Here is a 24,185-nt window from a genome sequence, read left to right as displayed (position 1 = left end):
GGGGATTCTCTGTCGAGCGGATCGCCCAGCTGCGAGACCACGCGTGCCACGTGCCAACCCCATCGTTCTGCGTCCGGAAGCGCCGCCAGACTAACAGGCTGACCAGCACGATTGTCGGGTTTTCGCCCGACTGCTCTAAGCCCGGCTCAGGCGATCTGCTGGCTTGGCTGCAGCACGAAATCGACGATGATGGCGGCCATATCGTCGATGGCGCGGCGCGGGATGACCTCATAGCCGTGGGTGCTCAGCGTGGGCAGGCACAGCAGGCCGGCGCGCGCAGTCTGCCCGGTGGCCTTGGCGTGCGACGCGTCGGATTCGAATGCGCCCAGCGCGGCCGGCTGTGGGGACAACCCCTGGTCGGTGGCGATTTTCAGCAGCCGGTCGGCGACCTCCTTGTCGTAAATGCACAACGCGTCGCTGTAGCCGATGATCGGCCCGCCGCTGACCGTGGTGTTGTATTCGACTTCGGTGGGGCCGACTTCCAGGGCGAGCGTGAGGTGGCCGGGCAGGGTCGCGCTGGCGTAGGTGCCCCCCACCCCGCCGATCTCCTCGTTGGTGGTGAAGACCAGGTAGACGTCGTCGGCCGGGCGTTGGTCGCGCTCGCGCAACAGGCGGGCGGCGTTCAGCAGCGCGGTCACCGCGGCGCGGTCGTCGAGGAAGTAGGCGCCGACGTAGTCTCCGATCTCGACCACGGATCGCTTGCTGCGGTCGACGCACACCCGGGTGCCGGCGTGCACGCCCGCCGCGGCCAGCTCCTCGGTGCTGCGGCCGGTGAAGACGTACACGTGATGCCAGTCCAGTGCGCGGTCGCCCTTGTCGGGCTTGGTCTCCCAGATCCGCGAGCTTTCCTGGGTGGTGTGCTCGGAGCCGAGAGCCAGTACGGCGGTGAGGGTTTCGTTGTCGCCGAGCACCGCGACCGGGCCGAGTCCGAAGTCGCCCGGGTACATCGTTCCCAGCTGCGTCAAATGCAGCGTGCCGTCGGATTCCACGCGTTTGACGATCATCGACAGCTCGTCCATGTGTGCCATCACCCGGGTCGCGGTGCCGGGGATGGCCCGTGTGCGCTGGCGGTGGTCGGGCGCCCCGGTGTTATTGGCCGACGCGTTGGCGGCGACGTAGCCGATCAGGTTTCCGGCGTCGTCGGTCCACATGTCGTCGACGAGGGGTTGCAGTTCGCGGGCGATGACGGCGCGGACCTCGTCCTCCTGTCCGCACGGCCCATAGGTCCACAGGAGTTCTTGCAGCAGGTGGTCGGTGGCATCGCGGTCGGGGTGCGCCATGGGATCCTCTTCCGTCATCGGGTTCAGAGGACCAGTACCCGCGATGTCCTGCGGCTACGCCAACGCCGTCAGGGGTTTCGATGCCTGGTTCAGCTCACGGCGTCCGGGTCTGCCAACGAAACAAGGAGGTGCGACGGCGTCGGCCCGCCCTGATGCAGTTGGTAGCGCCCGCCGGCCAAGGCTCGGCGAGCCGGCTTGCTGGGCACCAGATGCGGAAAGTCATAGGTGGTGATCGTCAGGCGCAGCCGGTGGCCCGCGGCGATCAGCGCGGCCGTCGGAAAGATTTCGATGTCGTAGCGGGTGAGCTCGCCGGGCACGACGGGCTGCGCGGCCGCTCGGGTGCTGAGGTGCTGCGGGCGCAGAACGGTGCCGTCGGGCAGGTACCAGGTGCGGTCGGGATCCAGCTTCCGGTGCGAACCGAGTAGCGCGCCCTGGGTCAGCGGACGGCTGGCACCGTCGGGGGCGACGGCATCAAGGTGGGCGACCCACACCGTCTCGGTGGTGGTGGCCGTCGCGTGGATGGTCAGCGCGATCGGTCCGGCCACCAGCTTCGCCTGCCCGAATGGCTCGGTGGTGTAGGACAGCGCGCCGCGCTGCAGGCGCCGGTTGTCCTGGTCGTAGCGGATGGTGCGGCCGCGTTGGGAGAACAGAAAGCTGCTCAGCCCCAGCGACCACTGCTCCAGGCTGCGGCCCGACAGGGGTCCGCGCGGGACATAGGTCAGCGGCGCAACAGTGGTGTGGGGCGAGGCATCCGAACTCAGCCGGCCCGCGTCGGACAGGTAAAAACGAGTGGGCGTCGCCTCGGCGAGCGGATAGTCGTCGGCGCGATACCAGTTCGAGCTTCCGATCGCCTGGAACGTCAGCGGCTTCCCCGCAATCGCCGCGCGCGCATCGTCTTTGAGCCAGTGCTCGAACCAGCGCAACTGCAGCGCCTGAAGGTGCAGCCCGCCGTGGTCCGACACGTGATACCACGGGCCCATCATCAATCGGATCCGGTCCGAGACGGGTTGGCCGGGTTCCATCGGTGCGTCGTCGGGCCGGCCGGCGGCCGCGTTCTGCAGCGCGGCGTAGTTCAGGGGCGCCCCGCGCTGAAACGCGTCGTGCCATCCGCCGACGAGGAAGGTCGCGACGCCGTTGGCGGCGATCTTGGACAGGACCAGCCCCGGACTCATCGCGTCCCAAAACGGGCCGTCATAGGCGGTCTCGCCGCCGGCGACAACCTCGGCGATCAGTGGCCGGAAGTAGCGCCGCTGATCGCGTCCGCGCTGGCGAACCGCGGCGAGACCGCCCGAGCGCGGCCGCTCGTGACCGCCGCGGGCGAGCCACTCCAGCGTCGGATTGACCACGTTGAGCAGCGTGTAGACCGACCCGTATCCGCGGACCGCGTGCAGGTGCGGCACGCCGCCCATGGTGGCGGCGTCGCGATAGAAATCGCGGGCCGCCATCACCGGGAAGATCGCCTTCAGGGGCGAGTCCGGGCCGACGGCGGCCGCGGTGAAAAGTTGGTTGATCGCCAGGTAGGACAGCCCCACCATGCCGACGCGGCCGTTGGCGTTGGGCAGCGTGGTCGCCCACTGCACCAACTCCACGCCGTCCTGCGTCTGCCGGTCGCCGCACATCTCGAACGAACCGCCCGACGAACCGGTGCCGCGGACGTCGACCATCACCTCGATGTAGCCGCGCTTGATGAGGTAGGGCGCCGCGCCGCCGCCGATTTGTGCGGCCGGCGGCGGGGCTTTCTTGCCGTAGGGCGTGATCGACAGCAAGACGGGAAACTGGCCTTCGGCGGCCTGCCCCGTCTCGGGCACCGTCGGGTAGTGGATGTCGGCGCGCAGTTCGACGCCGTCGCTCATCGGCACGGCGACGTTGTGTCGCACGCCCACGCCGTAGGTCGCCGGGGGCGGTGTCCACTCCGGCGCGAACGGCGATGGGCTGGTCTTGCGGACGCGTCGCGCAGGTTTGCGCCTGGATCGCAGAGTCGTCCTTGATCTCACCATCGGTAGAGCTCCCCCTGAGGCCCCGCGGCGCCATCGCCGCGAATCATCAGCGAATTTAGAGCACCGTCCTCAGCGGAACTGAGGGGGTGTCACGATGGCGCGGCCGCTCCCGCCGGTCTTCGGACGCAGGGGGCCAGTGACCCCGCCTATTGCGTTCGACGCCTAACGGTTTCGGCGGCCTCGCGATGCGGGTCGGCCACTGATTTCGCAAGGCGCTCGCAGGCGGCGACCGACGATTCGCGCTGACAGATCGTCGATTCCACCCGTGAGCCCAGCTTGTCATTGCCATAAACAGTCCCGCGGCCTCTGGCTTCGTCCGAAGCGGCGTCGCTGAAAACCGAGGGGGCTCAGCTGATTTCGTCAGACCGCCTCGTCCTTGGCGTCGGCCACGAAATGGTTGATGCTCGGATGCAGATGTCGCAACAGCTCCTCACCGGAGAACTGCATGCGCTCGGCCTCATCCAGGAAACCAGACTGTGCGGGCGAGGATTCGTAGACCAATCCCGTGCCTTTCGCTATGCTCGGCTCGCGCACCGCCTTGCGCTTCTTCAAACGCATCAGCTCGGGATGCATCTTCTTCCGCTGTGCGGGAGGGACCAGCGCACCGCGGTTGAAGGGCCTCATACCAAGCTTGTCCGCGACCTCCCGGACCTGACAAGTCTTCAGCCGGTAGCGCCAAGCGATTTGCGAAATCGTGAACCACCCCCGTGGCATCCGCCAGATCCAGCCCGCCACGGTAACCACCGTCAACACAACCGCCAGGGTCGCTTCAGGGCGGAACAGCTTCCCGGAGAACTTGATCGTCACGATCCCGACTACCAGCATGACGACGAGAGCTGACACGAAAAAAATCTGAGCCGGACTCACCCCGCCCCCTTGCTTCCACCGCGAGTACGTCCAACGGTCTCAGACCCGGCTGGCGGCGAAACCGCGACACGCCGAAGCGTGCCGAGTGGCGGTTTCGTGGACATGCGTTTGACTGATTTATTCGAGCACTACGGTGGTTCCGCGACCTGGCACCTGGGTGATCGACCGGCGGTGTATCGGCTCGGATTTAGCGTCGACGGGGCGCACCCGCATGGTGGTGAACATCGCGCCGAGCACAATCCGCATCTCGCATTCGGCGAAAGTCGCTCCAAGACAACGGCGCACGCCTCCTCCGAATGGAATCCACGTGTACGTTCCCGCGCGGTTGTCGAGAAACCGCTCGGGACGAAACTGTTTCGGGTCGGGGTAGATGTCGGGACGGCGGTGCATGAGATAGATCGAGGGCGCGACCTTGACGCCGGCGGGCAGTGAAAACCCGTCGACCTCCATGGGTTCGGTGAGCCGTCTGCTCACCAGGGCGAGCACGGGCCGCATCCGGAGTGTCTCCTTCACCACGGCATCGACGTACCTCTGGCCGTCGTCGGCGTGCGCCTCTTCGATAAGGCGCGAATGCGCGTCCGGGTGACGGATGATCCGCTCGACCGCCCACGCCAGTCCCGATGCCGTTGTTTCGTGGCCTGCCAATAGCAACGTGATGAGTTCGTCGCGAATCTCTTGATCGCTCATCGGATTACCGTCTTCGTGCCTGGCCTTCAACAGCATCGAGAGGACGTCGGTGCGGGTATCGAGGTCGGCTTGCCGACGGCGCGTGGCGATCTCTTCGTAAAGCAGGCGATCTACGTCGGCCAGCAACTTGTGAGTGAGCGCAGTCCTCATCTTCTGGGGCCCTACGAGCAAGAGGAAAAATTGCGCCGCGCCGTTGGTTGTGAGAACGAGCGTCCGCTGTAGCGCCTGGCGCAACCGGTCCATGCTCTGCCCGCGCTCGAGTCCGAACACCAGGTGCAGGATGACTTCGAGCGTCAACGCTTGCATCCGGGGATGCAGCCGCACCGGCACACCGCGGGGCCAGCGGGCAATCTCGGCCTCGGCAATGGCGGTCATCGTGCTCATGTAGCTCTGCAACTGATTGCCGCGAAACGCGGGCATGAGGAGTCGACGCTGTTCTCTGTGTGCGTCGCGGTCGAGCAGTAGCACCGAGTTCTGGCCCACCACGGGCTGCAGGATGCGGTTTGCTTCCCCGGCGAGCACCAATTCGGGAGGCGAGGTGAAGATCTGCCGCACCGCATCGGGATGCGAGACCATCACGATCGGTCCCTGGCCGACCAGCTTCATGGTGAACGTGTCGCCGTATCGGGCGGCGGCGCGGTCCATGAACTCCCATGGACGAGCGATCCATTCAGCGGTTTGTACTGCCACCGGTGCTCGAGGACCGGGTGGCAGCGTGTCGGCAACCATCGATCACCCCCGATGGGGACGGCGTGCTAGGTAGCTTGGGCAACTTTATGTGCTGAGGCTGCCGGCCACCAGAGACTCGCCGACGGCATGCCTCCGCGGCGCGAGCAGCGCCTCGAAACGCGTAATACGCATACCGCACTGGTCTGACCACTTGACGTCTGGCCAATGACCCGGCATGGTGGGGGCATGGGCCTGCGCCCCGTGACCCGACAGTCGATACCCGACCACGTCTTCGAGCAGATCATGTCCGACGTGCTCAGTGGCGAACTCGCGCCCGGGGAGCTGCTGCCCAGTGAGCGAAGACTCGCGGAGGTACTGGGGGTGTCCCGGCCGGTGGTTCGCGAGGCGCTCAAGCGCCTCACCGCTGCCGGCCTGGTCGAGGTTCGGCAGGGTGACGCCACCACCGTGCGGGACTACAAGCGTCACGCGGGCCTGGACCTGTTGCCCCGGTTGCTGCTTCGCGGTGGGGATCGTGGCGACGAGCTGGACGTGGCGGTCGTGCGCAGCATTCTGGAGACCCGGCTGCACAACGGTCCCAAAGTCGCCGAACTGGCCGCCGCACGGGGCGGCCCGCAGGCGGCCGGCGTGCTCGAGGCCGCCGTGGACGCGCTCGCCGCCGAAGAGGATCCGACGGAACGTCAACGCGCGGCGCTGACGTTCTGGGACCACGTCGTCGACGCCGCGGACTCCATCGTGTTCCGGCTGATGTTCAATGCCCTGCGGGCCACCTACGAACCCGCACTCTCGGCGCTCGACACCGTGATGGCCGCCGAGGTCAATCGCCCGGAGCTGTACCGCCAAGTGGCACAGGCGATCACCGCCGGCGATCCGGTCGGGGCCAAACGTGCCGCGACCGAACTCCTCGAGCCGGCCACCCGCGGCCTAATCACCGCCCTATCCGGCTTGGATGACGAGCAATGAGGACACCCGTACGCAGCAACCTCACCCTGTCCGCGGCGGGCCGGGAGTTTTGGCGCCACCCTTCTCCCTGGGGCCTCGCACTGACGTTCGCCGGGGCGCTGACGGCCCGGATCGTCGTCGGTGACTGGCGGCTCACCGACGTCGTGCTGCCGGCGCTCATGATCGCGGCCTTCCCGGTTTTCGAGTGGATCATCCACGTCGTCATCCTGCACTGGCGGCCGCGCAGTGTCGGTCGCTTCGTCGTGGACCCGTTGCTGGCGCGCAAACATCGCGAACATCACTGCGAGCCGCGGAAAGTCGAGCTCATCTTCATCCCGTGGCAGACGTTGCCCTGGGTGATCTCGACGGCCGTCGCCGTAGCGTTCGTGGCCTTTCCTCGGCTCGGCCTCGGGCTGACGTACCTGGTCGTCTTGACCGCCCTCGGGCTGGCCTACGAGTGGACGCATTACCTTATCCACACCGACTACAAGCCCAAAAGCAGTGTGTATCGGTCGGTTTGGCGTAACCATCGACGGCATCACTTCAAAAACGAACACTACTGGTTCACCGTCACCACCACCGGAACCGCCGACCGGCTGCTCGGCACGTACCCGGACCAGTCGACGGTACCGACCTCCCCGACAGCCAAGAATCTGCACGGTGTGAGGGCGAGCTCGACCACCGCAGCGGCATCCGGACGGTTTGTACCTCGATAACGAAAACGATTGCTGAATCTACTGATTAACCACTGTGTACCGGACGGTCGTCAAAACGACGGCACGCGCCCGTCTGACCTACTTCTGTCTTCATCGGACTGGCAGCATTGAACCTGGGCCCATTTTGCCCCAGTCGGACGTAGTCTGAATTTCAATGTGCTGCACAGTCTTTCGTGGGCTTCACCTGAGCAAGGGCGCTACCGGTTGATCACGCGTGATACCGCTACCTTGTCGTCAAGTTTTCGCGTGCTGCGTGCGATTACCTGACCGGCGAAGTCAAGCAACTCCTCAAGGGTGGGGAACATTGCGAAGGCATCCACGATCGCCTCGTCGGCACCTGACTCGGCGAGGCGCTCGAGCTTGTCGGCAACGAAGTCAACGGACGTGCCCGGTTCGAGGTTGATCCGCATGGCCGTTTTCAGCGCGTCAGGATCGCGGCCGGCGTCCTGGGCCGCGCGGCGCGCGATCGACCACAGGTGGTCGGTGACCTCGTCCTGCAGCCCCTCGACCCCGAGCCAGCCGGTGCCGCTGCGGCCGACCCGGCGCATCGCGGCCTCGCTGGCACCGCCGATCCAGATGGGTGGACCGCCGGCCTGGACCGGGCGCAGTTCGGCATGGACCGGCGGAAGCGAGAAGAACTCGCTTTCCCAGGACACCGGGGTGGTCGTCCACCATTGGTGCAGAAACGCCAGCAGATCATCGAGCATCCGCCCGCGCCGGTGCCAGTCCGCGCCACGGGCTATGTCGTGTTCGTCCTTCATCCACCCGACCCCCACGCCGACGTCAAGGCGGCCGTCGCTGAGCACGTCGAGCGTGGTCAGCAGTCGGGCCAGGTGACCGGCTCGTAGTAGAACGTGCTGAGCGTGCTGGAGTTCAGCCGCACCCGGCTGGTCGCCGTCGCGGCAACGGTCCACAGCAGCACCGGATCGAGGTACCGGGTCATCTGCGGCGGGTACGGCTGCTCTTTGCCCGGGTAGGTGCTGTGCATATCAACCGGCGTGACCAGGCGATCGCCGACCCACAGCGTGTCGTAGCCAAGGTCCTCTAGTCCGCGGCAGAACGCACTCAAGCCAACGGCGCTGCTGACGGCGGGGCCGACGATGGGTAGTGCGAAACCAAGCTTCATTGGGATTCCTTTCGGTGATCCATCAACCATTATTTGGGGCGCACGGCGCCCCGGTCCGTTCACGGCTTGGACCGGGCGGTGCGCCTCAGGCGGGAACGGTGGCGCCGAGGGCAAAGTCGAAATTCCCCACGCCGTGGCGGGCGAGGCCCATCACGACCAGGCCCATTCCTTCCAGCCAGTGCGCCATGTGCAACGCGCCGACGTCCAGCGGGCGCAGGTCGAGGCTCTCAATGAACGCCGCCACGTCCGCCTTGGCGCGCACGTCGTCGCCGGCGAGGAAGACGTCGAGCGGCCGGCCCTGGCCCAGGACAACGCCGAAGATGGTGTTGAACGCCTTCACCACGCCGGCGCTGGCCTGCGCAGCCTTGGCAACTTGCTGCGCGACCGAGGTGCCATCGGGGATGGCCAGCCCGTCGGCCGCGGCATTGAAGGGGTTGCTGATGTCGACGATGACCTTGCCAGCGAGGGCGTCTCCGTATTGGGCGACGACCGGAACGACATGGGCGTACAAGAGGGCCACGATGACGATGTCCCCGGCCGGAACGGCGCCGAACTCGCCGGTCGTAGCGTTGCGGCCGAGCGCCTTGGCCAGGTCAGCTGCCTTGGACTGATCGCGGCCGATGACCTCGACGGTGTTGCCACCGGCTACCGCCAGCTCGCCGATGGCGCGGGCCATGTTCCCGGTGCCGATGATGCTGATGCTGCTCATGCGGTGTGTCCTGTCTTGAATAGATGAGCGAAAAGGTTGATGTGTCTACCTTAAGCAGGTTTGATGACGCGTCAACCAAATCGGGGTAGCATGAGCGGCTAATGGATGCGAACTGGCTGAACCCCCGTGAAGACCGCGCCTGGCGGGCGTTCCAGCACGCGCATCATCAACTCGACGTGCACCTGAACCGGGGCCTGCAGGAAATGGGCCTGTCGGGGGCCGACTACCAGATCTTGGCGGTGCTCTCGGAGCACGACCGGGACCGCATGCCCGCCCGCGACCTGTGCAACACACTGGGCTGGGAAAAGAGCCGTGTCTCCCACCAGGTGCGACGCATGGAGAAGGGCGGGCTGATCTGTCGTGAGCCCAACCCCGACGACGCCCGGAGCACCATGGTCTGCCTGCTGCCGGCTGGCCGCACCGCGATCGAGAAGGCGGCGCCCCGGCACGTGGAGGACGTCCGCCGGAACTTCATCGAACTGCTTACCCCTGCTGAGCTCGACATGCTCGCCGCCCTCAACGAACGAGTCCTGCGCCACCTGACCAAAGACGACTCTCCAGCTGACGACGAGCCCTCGTAGGTGAGACGGCGGCGTCGCATACTTGGTGCCGCGATCGAATCCGCTGCGTACCCACTGTGCGCCGGACACCGTTCGGTGAACGCAAATAACCGGGAAATGCGCTGTTACGTGCTCAAACTTTGTGGAGCTAAGGGGAATCGAACCCCTGACCTACTCGATGCGAACGAGTCGCGCTACCAACTGCGCCATAGCCCCTGACCGCTAGCAGGCTACCAGCCGCGGCACCAACCGCCGAAACGCGAGCACTACTCGCCGACGGCGCGCGGCAAGTCCCGGGGCCACCCGTAGGTTCGCATCGCCATCGCGTAGTCCAGGTGCTCGAAGACCGGGTCCTCGTCGTCGATTTCCAGGACCACCGCACCCGGGCGCCGCAGCCGCGACGGGACCACGTCGTACTCCCGGTCGTAGGCGTTCTCGACGCCGAGGCGCGCCCGCGCCATCCGCTGCGCCCGGCGGCGGCGCACCTTCTCCTCGATGCGCGTCTGGCGGCGCAGATAACCCAGGTACAGCAGGGTGATGCCGATCGCGCTGCCGCATACCCACCAGGCACTCGGCGAGATCTTGAACGCCGCGGTGGCCGAGCCGATCAGGATGAGGGCCAGCACCATCAAGACCTTCTTGCGGAACGCGTACTTGCGGGCGCTGACCGCGGCGGCCGTCTTGGCGTCGAGCCGGCGCCGGCGGGCAGCGCTGCGCGGCATCGGGGCTGGAACCTCGTCGTCGTCGTCGGCGTCTTCGGCCGCGGGCTCCAATCCGGAGGAGTCCTCGACGTACTCGTAGCGGTCCTCGTCGTCGTGCTTGGCGACGGCCTCGGTGTCGACGTCGTCCTCGGCGGGTTCCTCGTCGAGGTCCTCGGCCGCAGAATCGCTGGCCCCCACCGGAAGTGCGGCCGAATCCTCGACGACATCGACGTCGAGGTAGTCGGGCTCGTCGGACTCGGCGGGCTCGGCCAGGGCCATCTTCATGACCACCGGGCGCCGGCGGCTCAGCTCGTCGGTGTCGGTGTCGTCATCCGCCTCGCGGTCGTGGTCGTCGTCCTCGGCAAGGTCGTGCTCCTCGTCGAGGTAAGTGTCAGCCGAGTCTTCCGGCGGTTGCCAGTCGGGATCGCTGCGGTGACCGGCGGCCGGACCGCTGCGCTTGATTAGCCGGGAGTTGGCCCCCCCGTTGAGGACTCGCGTCGCCAACGCCACGTCGCTGGTGCGGCGCACCGCATCGCGTTTGCTGACGAGCATCGGCACCAAGACAAAAAGCCACAGCACCACGAGCGATATCCACAACAATGACTGCGGGATGCTTGGCATGATGACCTGCTCTCTGTGGTTCTCATCCCCCGCGAAGCCCATCGGTGGCCAACGCGGCCGGGTCATGACGACCAGGACAATTACACACCTGTAATTTGCCTCCCACAAGCACCACGAGTCACTCGTGTCGCGCCAGTCCCAAATCGGCGAAAATCCGGTCACGGTCGGAGCGTCGCCGGCTGACCCAATTAATAGGTGGCGGTCATACCCAACTGGCGTTACCGGCACGGACCAGCGCCGATGCCACCGATCCGGTGACCTCTTCGACGGTGATGGCCATCAACAGGTGATCGCGCCACGCCTTGTCGACTTCCAGGTAGCGCTGCAGCACGCCCTCCTGGCGAAACCCCACCTTTGCCAACACGGCCCGGCTCGCGGCGTTTTCCGGGCGGACGGTGGCCTCCACCCGGTGCAGCATCACCGGCCCGAAGCAGTGATCGAGCCCCAGGGCCAACGCCGCGGTCGCCACCCCGCCGCCGGTGGCCGACCGCGGCACCCAGTAGCCGATCCACGCCGACCGCAACGCGCCGTGGGTGACGTTGCCGATGGTCAGCTGGCCGCAGAACTGCCCATCGAGTTCGATGACGTAGGGCAGCATCCGTCCCTGGCGCGCCTCCGCCCGCAGGCCGGAGCACAGCGCCGGCCACGCGGCCACGGCATGCCGGGCCGTCCAATCGCCCTCGGCGCTGGGCTCCCACGGCTCCAGATGCGCGCGATCGCTCAGCCGGATCCGGCTCCACTGCGCGCCATCGCGCAGCCGCACCGCCCGCAGCCGAACCACGCCCGCCGGAACCCGAAGCGGCCCAACGCTCATGGGCCAACCCGGATGACGGGAATTGGAGCGCAAGAGGTTCACCGTGGACGCAGTCGTTCCGCTCAGCCGCGCTGAGCCAAGAAGGCGACGTCGACGATCTCGCCGGTCCGAATCTGCTCGGCGCCGCTGGGCACCACCACCAGACAGTTGGCCTCGGCGAGGGTGGCCAGCAGGTGCGACGACGCGCCCGGGGCGCCGCCGAGCGCCTGCACCAGATACTCCCCACTCTCCTGGTCGCGCATCAGCTGGCCGCGCAGGTAACCCTTGCGCCCGGCCACCGACGTGATGGGCGACAGCGTGCGGGCCTGCACGATGCGGCGCATCGGCTGGCGCTTGCCCAGCGACAGCCGGATCAGCGGGCGCACCATCACCTCGAAGACCACCAGCGCGCTCACTGGATTGGCCGGCAACAGGAACGTCGGGACGCCCTCGCGGCCCAGCTGACCAAAGCCCTGGACGGAGCCGGGATGCATCGCGACCCGGACGACCTCGAGCTCGCCGAGCTCGGAGAGCACCGAACGCACCACTTCGGCCGCCGCACCGCCAACGCCCCCGGCGATGACGATGACCTCGGCGCGATTGATCTGACCCTCGACGATGTCGCGAAGCTCCTTGGCGCCGCCGCCGACGATCCCGACGCGGTTGACCTCGGCACCGGCGTCGCGGGCCGCGGCCGCAAGCGCGTAGGAGTTGACGTCGTAGACCTGGCCGTTCCCCGGGGTGCGGGAAATGTCGATCAGTTCCCCACCCAGCGCCATGATCGTGACCCGCGGCCGGGGATGGACCAGCACCCGTTCGCGGCCGACCGCGGCCAGCAGCCCGACCTGGGCCGCGCCGATGACCGTTCCGGCGCGCACCGCGACATCACCGGGCTGGACGTCGTCGCCGGCGCGGCGCACGTAGGCGCCCGACGGCGCCCCGCGGTAGATCCGCACGCGCGACGTCCCGCCATCGGTCCACCGCATCGGCAGGACCGCGTCGGCCAGGGTGGGCAGCGGGGCCCCGGTCTGCACGCGGACGGCCTGGCGTGGCTGCAAGCGGCTGGGCGTGCGCGAACCCGCCTCGACGGTGCCCATCACCGGCAGCACCAGCCCGTCGCGCCCGTCGCTCTCGGGTGAGTCATCGATCGGCTCGGGCAGGCTGTCGTGGCCCACCTCGCCGACGCCGAGGACGTCGACGCTGCGCACCGCGTAGCCGTCGATCGCGGCCTGATCGAAACCGGGCATCGGGCGTTCGGTCACCACCTCCTCGGCGCACATCAATCCCTGCGCCTCGGCGATCGCCACACGTATCGGCCGCGGGGCCACCGCGGCAGCCGTGATCCGAGCCTGCTGCTCTTCCACCGAACGCACAGCGCGCCTCTCTGCCCTCGCTGCCTGACGGGCGGCCCGCCGGCCGGGTTACCGCCGGGCTACTGCTCGGCCAGGCCCAATCGCGCCACCAACCATTGCCGCAAATCCGGGCCGTAGTCGTCACGATCCAATGCAAAGTCAACCGCAGCCTTGAGGTAGCCGCCAGGATTTCCCAAGTCGTGTCGAGATCCGCGGTGCACGACCACATGCACCGGGTGGCCCTCCGCGATCAGCAGGGCGATCCCGTCGGTGAGTTGCACTTCACCACCGGCCCCGCGCTCGGTGCGGCGCAACGCGTCAAAGATGGCGCGGTCGAGCACATATCGGCCCGCCGCGGCGAACAGCGACGGCGCGTCCTCGGCCTTGGGCTTCTCGACCATGCTCTTGACCCGGAGCACGTCGGGGTTCTCATCGTCGGGCACCGGCTCGACGTCGAAAACGCCGTAGGCGCTGATCTCTTCGGGGGTGACCTCGATCGCGCACAACACGGTGCCGCCGTGGTGGGCACGCACCTTCGACATCGTGCCCAGCACGCCGGTCGGCAACACCAGGTCGTCCGGCAGCAGCACAGCGATCGCGTCCTCGTCGTCGGACAGCCGCGATTCCACGCACCCGATCGCGTGGCCGAGTCCCAGCGGTTCGCTCTGCACCACGGACTCGACCTTGATCAGTCGCGGCGCGCGGCGGACCTTGTCGAGCATCGCGGTTTTGCCGCGCTCCTCCAGCGTGCTTTCCAGTACGAGGTCTTCGACGAAATGCGCGACGACGCCGTCCTTGCCCTCGGAGGTGATGATCACCAGACGTTCGGCACCGGCTTCGGCCGCCTCGGCGGCCACCAGCTCTATGCCCGGGGTATCGACCACCGGCAGCAGTTCCTTGGGCACCGTTTTGGTTGCCGGCAAGAAGCGGGTACCGAGACCGGCGGCGGGCACAACAGCCGTGCGTGGCACCACCACGTTTGGGCATGACATCGTTCACACGATAACCCGCATCCGCTTTGCCGAGTCGATGTGGCGCGGGCAAAGTCCTGGCTGTCATGGTTGACGCATGGCAACCACGGGCAAGGCCGCGTTGCGCGAACAGCTACTCGCGGCCCGGCGCCGCGTTGCCGACGACGTTCGGGCCGCCGAGGCGGACCTGCTGCGGGAAAAGTTGGAAGCCCCGGAAAGCATTGTGGCCAGCGACAGCACGGTCTGCGCCTATGTGCCGGTGGGCACCGAGCCGGGGTCGATCGAGCTGCTGGACATGTTGCTGCGGCGCGCCGGCCGGGTGCTGCTGCCGGTTGCGCGTACCACCGCCGACAACACGCCGCTGCCGCTGTCCTGGGGCGAATACCGGCCCGGCACCTTGACCACCGGCCGGTGGGGATTGCTCGAGCCCCCGCAGCCGTGGCTGCCGGCGGCTGCCCTGGCGGAGGCCGCCCTGGTGCTGGTGCCGGCGCTGGCCGTCGACCGCGCCGGCGTGCGGCTGGGCCGCGGCCGGGGGTTCTACGACCGCTCGCTGGGCGGCCGCGACCCCCACGCGCCGCTGGTGGCGCTCGTCCGCGACGCGGAATTGCTGGACGAGATCCCGGCCGGTCCGCACGACGTCCCGATGACCCACGCGCTCACTCCGCAGCGAGGGCTGATCGCCCTCGATTCGCACTGACATGTCGGGAATGAGACATGTCACGTGGCGGTTCTAGCACTTGAGACGCTAGAGTGCTAACCAGGTTTGCAATCATCCGGAGGTTTTCGTGCCGACTTACAGCTATCAGTGCACCGAGTGCGACGATCGCTTCGACATCGTGCAGGCCTTCACCGACGATGCGCTGACCACGTGCAAACGCTGCTCCGGTCGGCTTCGCAAGCGCTTCAACTCCGTCGGAGTGGTGTTCAAGGGCAGCGGCTTCTACCGCACCGACAGCCGCGAGTCCGGTAAGAAGTCGAGCGCCTCCACCAACGGCTCCTCGTCGAGCGACTCGAGTTCGAGCTCGGGTTCCAGCGAAAAGTCCGGTTCCAGTGACAAATCCGGCTCGAGCGAGAAGTCGAGCAGCAGCTCCACACCCTCCCCCGCCGCCGCGGCCACCAACTGAGGGTTATCCACACGCGCGTCGTTGATCGGCGACCCGGGCACCGCGTAGCGCCTACCGTTGCGCCGTGGGCGAATCATCGCTGAACCCAAGCGTATTGAGCCGGCTGTCGCTGTGGTTGCGACCGGACTGGACCCGCACCGTGCTGGCGCGCCGCGTCGCGGCGGGCGGGCTGGTCGTGCTGGCCGGCATCGCGACGCTGCGCTCCAATCCCTCCGGTGACTACACGCAGGTGGTGGTCGCCGACCACGATCTGCGGCCCGGCAACGCGTTGACCGCCGCCGACGTCCGAATCGAAAAGCGTTTGGCCTCAACGGTTCCCGACGGGGCTCGGGCCGACGTGGGCGCGGTGGTGGGTTCGACGCTGGCCGGCCCGGCCAGGCGTGGCGAGGTGCTCACCGACGTCCGGTTACTGGGCAGCCGGCTGGCTGAGGCGGCGATCGGGTCGAAGGCGGGATCGGGGGCCCGCATCGTGCCGCTGCATCTGGCGGACGGCGCCTTGATCGACCTCGTCCGGGCCGGCGATGTGGTCGACGTGTTGGCCGCACCGGCGACGGGCGCGCCGGAAACCGCCCATGTCGCCCCCAGGGTGGTGGCCACCGACGCCGTCGTGGTCCTCGTGTCGGCCAAGGAAAAGCTCCAGGCCGCCGAGGGTGACCGCGTAGTGTTGGTTGCGCTGCCGGCTCGTGTGGCGAACGCGGTGGCGGGGTCGGCGCTGGGGCAGACCGTGACGCTCACCCTGCACTGAGTGCCTGGCCGTTGTTCGTCTGCTGGCCGACGGCAAACTCTGTCCAGTCCCAGAAAGGCCATCCCCAATGCTCAAAGGGTTCAAGGAGTTTCTCTCGCGGGGCAACATCATCGACCTGTCTACCGCGGTCGTCATCGGTACTGCTTTCACCGCCCTGGTCACCACATTCACCGACAGCATCATCAAACCGCTGATCAACCGGATCGGCGTCAACCAGAAGTCTGATCTCGGCATCCTGCGCATCAGCATCGGCGGCGGTCAGACCATCGACCTGAACAACGTCCTGTCGGCCGCGATCAACTTCGTGATCATCGCCGCGGTGGTGTACTTCCTGGTCGTGTTGCCGTACACGACACTGCGCAAGCGGGGTGAGGTCGAGCCGGCCGACGACGCGCAGGTCGTCCTGCTCACCGAAATCCGCGACCTGCTCGCGCAAACCAACGGCGACTCGTCGGGCAGGCACGGCGGTGTGACGACCACGCCCCCGCCGGAGCACGGGCCCCGCGCGGAGGCCGAATCGAAGTGACCCGTTTCGGGTCCCGGGTTTAGATCTCGAGGCTCGACAGCTGCCCAATGATCTGGGCCGCCAACGGATTAAGGGTCGCCATTCCGTCGCGCACCGCATAGCGGGAGCCGGCCAGGTTGACCACCAACGTACTACCGGAGACCCCGGCCAGACCGCGGGACAAACCGGCGTCGATGATGCCCGCCGACAGCCCCGAGCCGCGGATCGCCTCCGCGATACCGAGGATCTCGCGATCGAGGATCTCGCGGGTGGCCTCCGGGGTGACGTCGCGTGGGGTGACACCCGTGCCGCCGACCGAGACGACCAGATCCACCCCGCCGATCACGGCGGTGTTCAGCGCGTTGCGGATCTCGACCTCGTCGGCGGCGACCGCCACCACACCGTCGACGACGAATCCCGCCTCGGTCAACAGCTCGGTGACCAATGGGCCGCTATGGTCCTCATCTCCGTGCGCGGTGCGATCGTCGACCACCACGACCAGAGCCCGGCCAACTACCAATTCCGCCCCCGTTTCCATGGGTGCAACCGTATATCCGAGCTCCGACAACCCCGTCGCCGAGGGTTCGTCCACTCTCACTACTGGTCCGCCTTCCCGAGAGTCACCGGCAAAGTCCGGCTCCCGCCGCCGGCGGGGTCGGAGAACGTCAGCGAAATCTTGTCGCCGGGCGCCTTGGAGCGCACCGCGGCCACCAACGCGTCTGCGCTGTTGATCGGGCGGTCGTCGACTTTGGTGACGACCACGTTCTTCGGCACGCCCGCGGCGGCGGCCGCGCCGCCCGCGACGACGTCGACGACCTTGGCGCCCGGGGTGCCCTTGTCGCTGGTCACCTGGACGCCGAGCGAGGCGTGCGATGCCTTGCCCGTGGCGATCAACTCGTCGGCGATGCGTTTGGCCTGGTCGACCGGGATGGCGAAGCCCAGCCCGATCGAGCCGCTCTGGGCGTCCGGCGATTCGCCGCCGAGGGTGGCGATGGCCGAGTTGACGCCCACCAGCTGGCCGCTCATGTTGACCAACGCGCCGCCGGAGTTACCGGGGTTGATCGCGGCATCGGTCTGAATGGCGTCCAGCACGGTGTTTTGGTTGCCCGACTCACCCGTCGTGGACACCGGCCGGTTCAGCGCGCTGACGATCCCGGTGGTCACCGTGCCCGACAGACCCAACGGCGACCCGATCGCCACCACCGGCTGACCGACGTGCAGATCCGACGAGGAGCCCAGGGAGATGGGCGTGAGTCCGGACATGCCCTGCACGCGAATCACGGCGATGTCGCTGGTGGGGTCGGTGCCGACCACGGTGAACGGGGCGGTACGACCGTCGGAGAAGGTCACCGTGGTTTTCGGTGTGGGTCCTCCGGGTCCGCCCGGCGGGCCGGGAGGCACCGGAGCCCCGGGGAGACCCGCAGGAGGCTTGGGCGATCCCGCCGCGGCCGCGACGACGTGGTTGTTGGTGAGGATCAGCCCGTCGGTCGACAGGACGATCCCGGAGCCTTCTTCGGACTGCCTTCCGATATCGGTCTCGAGCATCACGACGCTGGGCACGACCTTGGAGGCCACCTGTTCGACGCTGCCCGGTGGCATGTTCGCGGCCGGGACGCTGGGCGCCGCCCCCACGACGCGCCCGCCGCCATTGCCCGAGGCGTGGTCGCCGAGCTCGATCGCCGTCGCCGCCGCACCGCCGATACCGGCCGACACCACCGCGATGGCCAACGCCCCGGCGGTCAAAAGCCCTGCGCGAGAACGCTTTCGCGGTTCCGGTGCGGCCGGCATACCGGGCAGCATGCCGGGCATCGGACCCGTGCCGGGGATCCGGCCAGGGCCGGTGTTGCCGAACGGTTCGTAGGGCGGACGGAACTGGCTCGTCTGCGACGGCTGCGACCGATAGCGCCAGTCGAACTGCTGGTTGTACGGCTGCTGCTGGCCCTGGGCATAGCCCGAGGACCCCGCGTGGCTCGGGACGGACGCAGTCTGATTCGGCGCGGGAGGGTATCCCGGCTGCTGCGGCGGTGGCGAATACCTCGGGTCATTCGTCATGTCGCTAAGTCGCTCTTCCTCTATCTCAGTGTTTCGGCAAGTCGACGGCTGGGTTCAACAGTAGCCGCAGACCTACCTTGCCCGCGCGGACTGAGAGTCCACTGAGATAACGTTCGCCGATTCCCCAGAGTTCGCCTGGTCGCCGGCCGCCGGCACCCCGGGGTCGGCCGCGGCGTCTACCTGGCCGCTCTCCGGCTCGTCCGCCGAGTATGTCGCCGGCGGCAGTGGCCTTCCGGGCAGCAGCACATAGAAGGAGGTACCCGGGGGCTGGCCGCCCGGGACGGTGTCCTCGACGCGCAGCAAGCCGCCGTGGTTGAGCACGACCTTCTTGACGATCGCCAGCCCGAGGCCGGAGCCCGGCATGGCCCGTGCCGTCGTCGAACGATAGAACCGTTCGAACACCAGCCGGCGCTCTTGCGGTGGAATGCCGGGGCCGTGGTCGGCGACCACCAGCTCGGCGTGCGACGGGTCGAGTTGCCGCATGGTGACGCCGACATGACCGCCGGGCGGGCTCCACTTGGCCGCGTTGTCCAACAGGTTCAGGACCGCACGCGACAGGCCGGCGGCGTCGCCGTACATCTGCCACGGCGTCATGTCGACGTCGAAGTGAATGTCGTTGCGGCGCCGCCTAACTCGCTCCAGGCTGCGGTCGACCACGTCGGACATATCGACCGGCTCGTGCACCACCTGGCCGGCGTCGTCGCGGGTGAGGTCCACCAAATCGCCTACCAGCGTTGACAATTCCTCGATCTGGGCGAGCACGTCGGCGCGCAGGTCGACCATCTCCTGTTCGGGTAGCCGCGGCGCTCCCGGTTCCATCGACGCCATCAGCAGCTCGACGTTGGTCCGCAGCGACGTCAGCGGGGTGCGCAGTTCATGCCCGGCGTCGGTGACCAGCCGCGCCTGCCGCTCCCGCGATTCGGCCAACGCCCGCAGCATCAGGTTGAACGACTCGGTGAGGCGGGCCAATTCGTCGCTGCCGAACACCGGGATGGGTCGCAGGTCGTCGGTGCGCGCGACGCGTTCGGCCGCTTCGGTCAGGCGGCCCACCGGGCGCAGGCCGGCCCGGGTGACCATGCCACCCGCGACCGCGGCGACGGCCACGCCGACCCCGCCGACGATCAACAGCACCCAGCGCAGTTTGTTCATCACCGCCTCGGTCGGCTTGAGGCTCTTGGAGATCAGCAGCGAGGTGCCGTTCTGCAGGTGGACGGCGAGGATCCGCTGATCGCCGGCCGTACGCCGCGACATGAACAGTTCGCCGTGGATGACCGCCTTCTCCGGCGGACCGACCGGCAGGGTCTGACCGGGCTGCTGGGCGGTGTAGATGGCGTGGCCCGGATTCACCAAAATCGCGTTGACGTCCGAATAGGCGGTGCCTTCGATCGCCTTGCCGGGGTCCGCGGCCAGGGAACCGCTGGCGATCAGCAGCTGGGCCCGGCTTTGCAGTTGGTTGTCGATGTCGCTGTAGAGCGCGGCCGAAATCACGGCGTAGACGGCGAACGCCATCAGCACCACGACCATGGCGACCATCGACATCGCCAGCAGCATGACCCGCCACCGCAACGACAGTGACGGGGTCGCGCGCAGCGGTGGGCGCATGGGTGGGCGCGGAGGCCGTGGGAACTTGATCATCGTGGGGATTGCATCGTCACGGCGGTGTCTCCCGCAGGACGTAACCCACCCCGCGCACGGTGTGGATCAGCCGGGACTCACCGTCGGCTTCGGTTTTGCGGCGCAGGTAGCCCACGTAGACCTCCAGCGCATTGCCCGAGGTGGGGAAGTCGAACCCCCATACCTCCTCGAGGATGCGGCTGCGGGTGAGCACGCGGCGCGGATTGGCGATCAGCATTTCGAGCAACGCGAATTCGGTGCGCGTCAGGCTGATCCGGCGCTCCCCGCGGGTGACCTCGCGGGTCACCGGGTCCAGGGTGAGATCGGAGAACTTCATCGCCACCGATTCGGCCTCGTCCTCCGGCTTGGTCCGGCGCAGCAGCGCGCGCATCCGGGCCAACAGTTCTTCCAGGGCGAACGGCTTGGGCAGGTAGTCGTCGGCGCCGGCGTCCAGGCCGGCGACCCGCTCGGAGACCGAATCGCGCGCCGTGAGCACCAGGATCGGCAGGTCATCCCCGGTGCTGCGGAGCTGTCGGCACACCTCGAGGCCATCCAGCCTCGGCATCATCACATCCAGGACGAGCGCATCGGGCCGATCGCTGGCGATCAGTTCGAGAGCTTCGACCCCGTCATGGGCCAACTCGACCGAGTAGCCGTTGAAGGACAACGACCTACGCAGCGACTCGCGCACGGCGCGATCGTCGTCGACGACCAGTATTCGCACGGCCCCTAGTTTCGTCCCACCGCCTGAGACTGACCTGAGAGGCGCGCCGGTGAGGGGCTTAGCGGCGGTCGCAAGGGGCCGCCGCCATCAGGTCAGCGGCGGTCGAGGTCGATCAGGCCGAGGCGGGCGGCCTTAAGCAGCCTGCGCGGCACTTTGTGCCGCTGACCTGCGACCGTGACACCGACGAGTTCGGCCTTCTCGGCCTTCCACTGCGCGCGCCGGCTACGGGTGTTCGCGCGCGACATTCTGCGCTTGGGTACGGCCATGGTCGGGCCTGACTCCTCAATGTGGCTTGCGGTTCGGCATGTCGCGCGGCGTGGGCCGGGAGGCCGAACGGGCGACGATCGGGTATCAGGATAGTCGCTGGTCCGCTCGTCGCCAAAACCGACGCACGCCGCCCCGGATCGCACCCTGCGCTAGCACGGCCCTGGCGCACCCGCCCCGAAGTGGGATCCTTGACGTGACACCCGCGGTACCCGATAACCTACCGGTTGGTTGGTTGGGTCTCACCGGTGAATCCCTGAATGGAGGACGGGCATGGCCTCTGCTTCGGGCGCTTGCGTCCGGATCGCGAACTGCTCCGGGTTCTACGGCGACCGGCTGTCGGCCATGCGCGAAATGCTCACCGGTGGCGAGGTCGACTACCTCACCGGCGACTACCTGGCCGAACTCACCATGCTCATCCTGGGCCGGGACCGGATGAAGCACCCCGAGCGCGGCTACGCCAAGACCTTCCTGACGCAACTCGAGGAGTGCCTGGGCGAGGCCCGCGACCGCGGGGTCCGCATCGTGGCCAACGCCGGCGGCCTCAACCCGGCCGGGCTTGCCGACGCGATCCGCGAGCTGGCCGAGCGCCTGGGTATCGACGCCCGGATCGCGCACGTGGAAGGCGACGACCTGTTGCCCCGCACCGCCGAACTGGGCCTGGGCAGCCCGCTGACCGCGAACGCCTACCTGGGCGCCTGGGGCATCGTCGACTGCCTGGCCGGCGGCGCCGACGTCGTCGTCACCGGCCGGGTCACCGACGCGTCGGTGATCGTCGGGGCGGCCGCCGCGCATTTCGGCTGGCATCGCACCGACTACGACCAGCTCGCCGGCGCTGTGGTCGCCGGCCACGTCATCGAATGCGGGGTCCAGGCCACCGGCGGCAACTACGCGTTCTTCACCGAAATCGCCGACCTCACCCATGCCGGTTTTCCCCTGGCCGAGGTCTATTCCGACGGATCCTCGGTGATCACCAAGCACCCGGGCAGCGGCGGTTTGGTCAGCGTCGACACCGTCACCGCGCAGCTGCTCTACGAGATCACCGGGGCGCGCTACGCCAACCCCGACGTCACCGCCCGGATGGACACCGTTGAGCTCGCGCCCGACGGTCCGGACCGGGTGCGCATCAGCGGCGTGCGCGGCGAAGCCCCGCCGCCCACCTACAAGGTGTCGTTGAACAGCATCGGCGGGTTCCGCAACTCGATGACGTTCGTGCTCACCGGCCTGGACATCGAGGCCAAGGCGGAGCTGGTGCGCCGGCAGCTCGACGCCGCGCTCACCGTCAAGCCCGCTGAACTGCAGTGGACCCTTGCCCGCACCGACCACGCCGACGCCGACACCGAGGAAGCCGCCAGCGCGCTGCTGCACTGTGTCGTGCGCGACCCCGATCCCGCTAATGTCGGACGCCAATTCTCCTCGGCCGCAGTGGAGTTGGCGCTGGCCAGCTATCCGGGCTTCCACGTGACCGCACCGCCGGGCGACGGCCAGGTCTACGGCGTGTTCACCCCCGGCTACGTCGACGCCAACCAGGTGCCGCACGTCGCGGTGCACGCCGACGGGACGCGCATCGACATCCCCTGCGCCACCGAGACTTTGGTGTTGGCTCCGACCGAGCCCCCGCCGCTGCCCGAGCCGCTTCCGGAGGGCCCGCTGCGCAGGGCGCCACTCGGCCGCATCGCCGGTGCCCGCAGCGGCGACAAGGGCGGCTCCGCCAACGTCGGGGTGTGGGTCCGCACCGACGAGCAATGGCGGTGGCTGGCCCACACGTTGACCGTCGAACGGCTCAAGGAACTGCTCCCCGAGGCGGCCGACTTCGATGTCACCCGCCACGTGTTGCCGAATCTGCGGGCGGTCAACTTCGTCATCGACGGCATCCTCGGCCAGGGCGTCGCCTACCAAGCCCGATTCGATCCTCAAGCCAAGGGGTTGGGCGAATGGCTGCGCGGCCGCCACCTCGACATCCCGGAGAGCCTGTTGTCATGAATCTTTGGACCACACCCGAGCGTGAGCAGCTGCGAAAGACGGTGCGCTCCTTCGCGGAACGCGAGATCCTGCCCCACGTCGACGAGTGGGAACGCAGCGGCGAGCTGCCGCGCGAATTGCACCGCAGCGCCGGAGCCGGCGGTCTGCTGGGCGCGGGCTTCCCCGAATCGGTCGGCGGCGGGGGTGGCGACGGCGCCGACGCGGTGATCATCTGCGAAGAGATGCACCAGGCCGGAGCCCCGGGGGGCGTGTTCGCGTCGCTGTTCACCTGTGGCATCGCGGTGCCGCACATGATCGCCTCTGGCGACGAGCGGCTGATCGAGGAGTTCGTCCGGCCGACGCTGGCGGGCGAGAAGATCGGTTCGCTGGCCATCACCGAACCGGGCGGCGGTTCCGACGTCGGCCACCTGCGGACCTCCGCCGAGCGCGACGGTGATCACTACATCGTCAACGGCGCCAAGACCTACATCACCTCCGGCGTGCGCGCCGACTACGTCGTCACCGCGGTGCGCACCGGAGGCCCTGGCGCGGCGGGGGTTTCGTTGCTGGTGGTCGAAAAGGGCACTCCCGGCTTCGAGGTGAGCCGCAAGTTGGACAAGATGGGCTGGCGATCCTCGGACACCGCCGAGTTGTCCTACACCGACGTCCGGGTGCCGGAGGCCAACCTGGTCGGCGCCGAGAACAGCGGGTTCGCCCAGATCGCGCAGGCCTTCGTCGCCGAGCGAATCGGCCTTGCCGCACAAGCATATTCGAGCGCCCAGCGGTGCCTGGACCTGACCGTGCAATGGTGCCGCGACCGCGAGACGTTCGGCCGCCCGCTGATCTCGCGGCAGTCGGTGCAGAACACCTTGGCCGAGATGGCCCGCCGCATCGACGTGGCCCGCGTCTACTCGCGCCACGTGGTGGAACGCCAGCTCGCCGGCGAGACGAATCTGATCCCGCAGGTGTGTTTCGCCAAAAACACCGCCGTCGAGGCCGGCGAATGGGTGGCAAACCAGGCCGTCCAGCTGTTCGGCGGCATGGGCTATATGGCCGAATCCGAGGTCGAGCGCCAATACCGGGACATGAGGATCCTGGGCATCGGCGGCGGCACCACCGAAATCCTGACCGCACTGTCCGCCAAACTCCTGGGGTTCCAGTCATGATCGCAGCGATGAGGAGGAGT

Annotated in this window: 23 protein-coding genes, 1 tRNA gene and 1 pseudogene; 9 read left to right on the top strand and 16 right to left on the bottom strand. The window is 67.9% G+C overall.

The window, feature by feature from the left end; genetic code table 11:
* Positions 1 to 146: 146 nt before the first annotated feature.
* The 4 genes from K883_RS13935 to K883_RS13920 all read right to left on the bottom strand — a co-directional run bounded on the left by K883_RS13935 (position 147) and on the right by K883_RS13920 (position 5,560).
* Positions 147 to 1,280, bottom strand: a complete 1,134-nt coding sequence (locus K883_RS13935) for a M42 family metallopeptidase (RefSeq protein ID WP_036455508.1) — start codon at positions 1,278 to 1,280, stop codon at positions 147 to 149.
* 89 nt (positions 1,281 to 1,369) lie between these two features.
* Positions 1,370 to 3,163, bottom strand: a complete 1,794-nt coding sequence (locus K883_RS13930) for a CocE/NonD family hydrolase (protein WP_020821740.1) — start codon at positions 3,161 to 3,163, stop codon at positions 1,370 to 1,372.
* Between the two features lie 474 nt (positions 3,164 to 3,637).
* On the bottom strand, positions 3,638 to 4,102 hold the full coding sequence (locus K883_RS13925) for a hypothetical protein (RefSeq protein ID WP_020821737.1): 465 nt from the start codon (positions 4,100 to 4,102) through the stop codon (positions 3,638 to 3,640).
* Between the two features lie 159 nt (positions 4,103 to 4,261).
* Positions 4,262 to 5,560 (bottom strand): cytochrome P450, encoded by a 1,299-nt coding sequence (locus tag K883_RS13920; RefSeq protein WP_081914368.1) that lies wholly within the window; start codon positions 5,558 to 5,560, stop codon positions 4,262 to 4,264.
* 186 nt (positions 5,561 to 5,746) lie between these two features.
* Between K883_RS13920 and K883_RS13915 the strand changes: the two genes are divergently transcribed.
* Together K883_RS13915 and K883_RS13910 are read left to right on the top strand one after the other, a co-directional pair.
* Positions 5,747 to 6,481: a FadR/GntR family transcriptional regulator gene (locus tag K883_RS13915; protein WP_020821735.1), complete on the top strand. Its 735-nt coding sequence runs from the start codon at positions 5,747 to 5,749 to the stop codon at positions 6,479 to 6,481.
* The gene (locus K883_RS13910) at positions 6,478 to 7,176 is read left to right on the top strand and encodes a sterol desaturase family protein (protein ID WP_020821734.1); all 699 of its coding nucleotides are present in this window, start codon (positions 6,478 to 6,480) and stop codon (positions 7,174 to 7,176) included. Before K883_RS13915 ends, K883_RS13910 begins: the two co-directional genes overlap by 4 nt.
* 197 nt (positions 7,177 to 7,373) lie before the next feature.
* Here K883_RS13910 and K883_RS13905 read toward each other — a convergent pair.
* Together K883_RS13905 and K883_RS13900 are read right to left on the bottom strand one after the other, a co-directional pair.
* Positions 7,374 to 8,302: pseudogene (locus K883_RS13905) on the bottom strand (TIGR03619 family F420-dependent LLM class oxidoreductase).
* Between the two features lie 85 nt (positions 8,303 to 8,387).
* Complete coding sequence (locus K883_RS13900; protein WP_020821731.1) at positions 8,388 to 9,011, bottom strand: NADPH-dependent F420 reductase; 624 nt, start codon at positions 9,009 to 9,011, stop codon at positions 8,388 to 8,390.
* A 101-nt stretch (positions 9,012 to 9,112) separates the two neighbouring features.
* Here K883_RS13900 and K883_RS13895 point away from each other — a divergent pair, with 101 nt between their 5' ends.
* A complete protein-coding gene (locus tag K883_RS13895; RefSeq protein ID WP_020821730.1) occupies positions 9,113 to 9,592 on the top strand; it encodes a MarR family winged helix-turn-helix transcriptional regulator in 480 nt (159 codons plus the stop codon).
* Between the two features lie 122 nt (positions 9,593 to 9,714).
* Here K883_RS13895 and K883_RS13890 read toward each other — a convergent pair.
* From K883_RS13890 to K883_RS13870, 5 genes are all read right to left on the bottom strand, one after another.
* Positions 9,715 to 9,787, bottom strand: a tRNA-Ala gene (locus K883_RS13890).
* Between the two features lie 50 nt (positions 9,788 to 9,837).
* A complete protein-coding gene (glpR, locus tag K883_RS13885; RefSeq protein WP_051197795.1) occupies positions 9,838 to 10,893 on the bottom strand; it encodes a divisome protein SepX/GlpR in 1,056 nt (351 codons plus the stop codon).
* A 202-nt stretch (positions 10,894 to 11,095) separates the two neighbouring features.
* A complete protein-coding gene (locus K883_RS13880) occupies positions 11,096 to 11,749 on the bottom strand; it encodes a GNAT family N-acetyltransferase (protein ID WP_179300127.1) in 654 nt (217 codons plus the stop codon).
* A 20-nt stretch (positions 11,750 to 11,769) separates the two neighbouring features.
* Positions 11,770 to 13,059, bottom strand: coding sequence for a molybdotransferase-like divisome protein Glp (gene glp, locus K883_RS13875; protein WP_036454728.1), 1,290 nt, complete (start codon positions 13,057 to 13,059; stop codon positions 11,770 to 11,772).
* 59 nt (positions 13,060 to 13,118) lie between these two features.
* Positions 13,119 to 14,030, bottom strand: coding sequence for a UTP--glucose-1-phosphate uridylyltransferase (locus K883_RS13870; protein WP_008254094.1), 912 nt, complete (start codon positions 14,028 to 14,030; stop codon positions 13,119 to 13,121).
* A gap of 76 nt (positions 14,031 to 14,106) precedes the next feature.
* Between K883_RS13870 and K883_RS13865 the strand changes: the two genes are divergently transcribed.
* From K883_RS13865 to mscL, 4 genes are all read left to right on the top strand, one after another.
* On the top strand, positions 14,107 to 14,706 hold the full coding sequence (locus K883_RS13865; protein ID WP_008254092.1) for a 5-formyltetrahydrofolate cyclo-ligase: 600 nt from the start codon (positions 14,107 to 14,109) through the stop codon (positions 14,704 to 14,706).
* An 88-nt stretch (positions 14,707 to 14,794) separates the two neighbouring features.
* Positions 14,795 to 15,133: an FmdB family zinc ribbon protein gene (locus tag K883_RS26805; RefSeq protein ID WP_081656314.1), complete on the top strand. Its 339-nt coding sequence runs from the start codon at positions 14,795 to 14,797 to the stop codon at positions 15,131 to 15,133.
* A gap of 64 nt (positions 15,134 to 15,197) precedes the next feature.
* Positions 15,198 to 15,878 (top strand): SAF domain-containing protein, encoded by a 681-nt coding sequence (locus tag K883_RS13855; protein WP_020821725.1) that lies wholly within the window; start codon positions 15,198 to 15,200, stop codon positions 15,876 to 15,878.
* A 67-nt stretch (positions 15,879 to 15,945) separates the two neighbouring features.
* Entirely contained in the window at positions 15,946 to 16,404 is a 459-nt protein-coding gene (mscL, locus tag K883_RS13850) for a large-conductance mechanosensitive channel protein MscL (RefSeq protein WP_020821724.1), read from the top strand.
* A 19-nt stretch (positions 16,405 to 16,423) separates the two neighbouring features.
* Here the strand turns inward: mscL and K883_RS13845 are convergent, their stop codons facing one another.
* The 5 genes from K883_RS13845 to rpmF all read right to left on the bottom strand — a co-directional run bounded on the left by K883_RS13845 (position 16,424) and on the right by rpmF (position 21,039).
* A complete protein-coding gene (locus K883_RS13845; protein WP_008254072.1) occupies positions 16,424 to 16,921 on the bottom strand; it encodes a MogA/MoaB family molybdenum cofactor biosynthesis protein in 498 nt (165 codons plus the stop codon).
* Between the two features lie 59 nt (positions 16,922 to 16,980).
* The gene (locus K883_RS13840) at positions 16,981 to 18,435 is read right to left on the bottom strand and encodes a S1C family serine protease (RefSeq protein WP_036454724.1); all 1,455 of its coding nucleotides are present in this window, start codon (positions 18,433 to 18,435) and stop codon (positions 16,981 to 16,983) included.
* Between the two features lie 72 nt (positions 18,436 to 18,507).
* Positions 18,508 to 20,070, bottom strand: a complete 1,563-nt coding sequence (locus tag K883_RS13835) for a HAMP domain-containing sensor histidine kinase (protein ID WP_036454722.1) — start codon at positions 20,068 to 20,070, stop codon at positions 18,508 to 18,510.
* 16 nt (positions 20,071 to 20,086) lie between these two features.
* Positions 20,087 to 20,773, bottom strand: a complete 687-nt coding sequence (mprA, locus tag K883_RS13830) for a two-component system response regulator MprA (RefSeq protein WP_008254065.1) — start codon at positions 20,771 to 20,773, stop codon at positions 20,087 to 20,089.
* A 92-nt stretch (positions 20,774 to 20,865) separates the two neighbouring features.
* The gene (gene rpmF / locus K883_RS13825; protein ID WP_036454720.1) at positions 20,866 to 21,039 is read right to left on the bottom strand and encodes a 50S ribosomal protein L32; all 174 of its coding nucleotides are present in this window, start codon (positions 21,037 to 21,039) and stop codon (positions 20,866 to 20,868) included.
* A gap of 271 nt (positions 21,040 to 21,310) precedes the next feature.
* Here rpmF and K883_RS13820 point away from each other — a divergent pair, with 271 nt between their 5' ends.
* Positions 21,311 to 23,020, top strand: coding sequence for an acyclic terpene utilization AtuA family protein (locus K883_RS13820; RefSeq protein ID WP_020821721.1), 1,710 nt, complete (start codon positions 21,311 to 21,313; stop codon positions 23,018 to 23,020).
* A complete protein-coding gene (locus K883_RS13815) occupies positions 23,017 to 24,165 on the top strand; it encodes an acyl-CoA dehydrogenase family protein (RefSeq protein WP_020821720.1) in 1,149 nt (382 codons plus the stop codon). Before K883_RS13820 ends, K883_RS13815 begins: the two co-directional genes overlap by 4 nt.
* Positions 24,166 to 24,185: the final 20 nt, after the last annotated feature.

This window comes from Mycobacterium sp. TKK-01-0059 (assembly GCF_000709305.1).
Lineage (GTDB): Bacteria > Actinomycetota > Actinomycetes > Mycobacteriales > Mycobacteriaceae > Mycobacterium > Mycobacterium intracellulare.
Note: the sequence above shows the minus strand (reverse complement) of the source record. Positions and strands in the feature narration are given on the sequence as shown.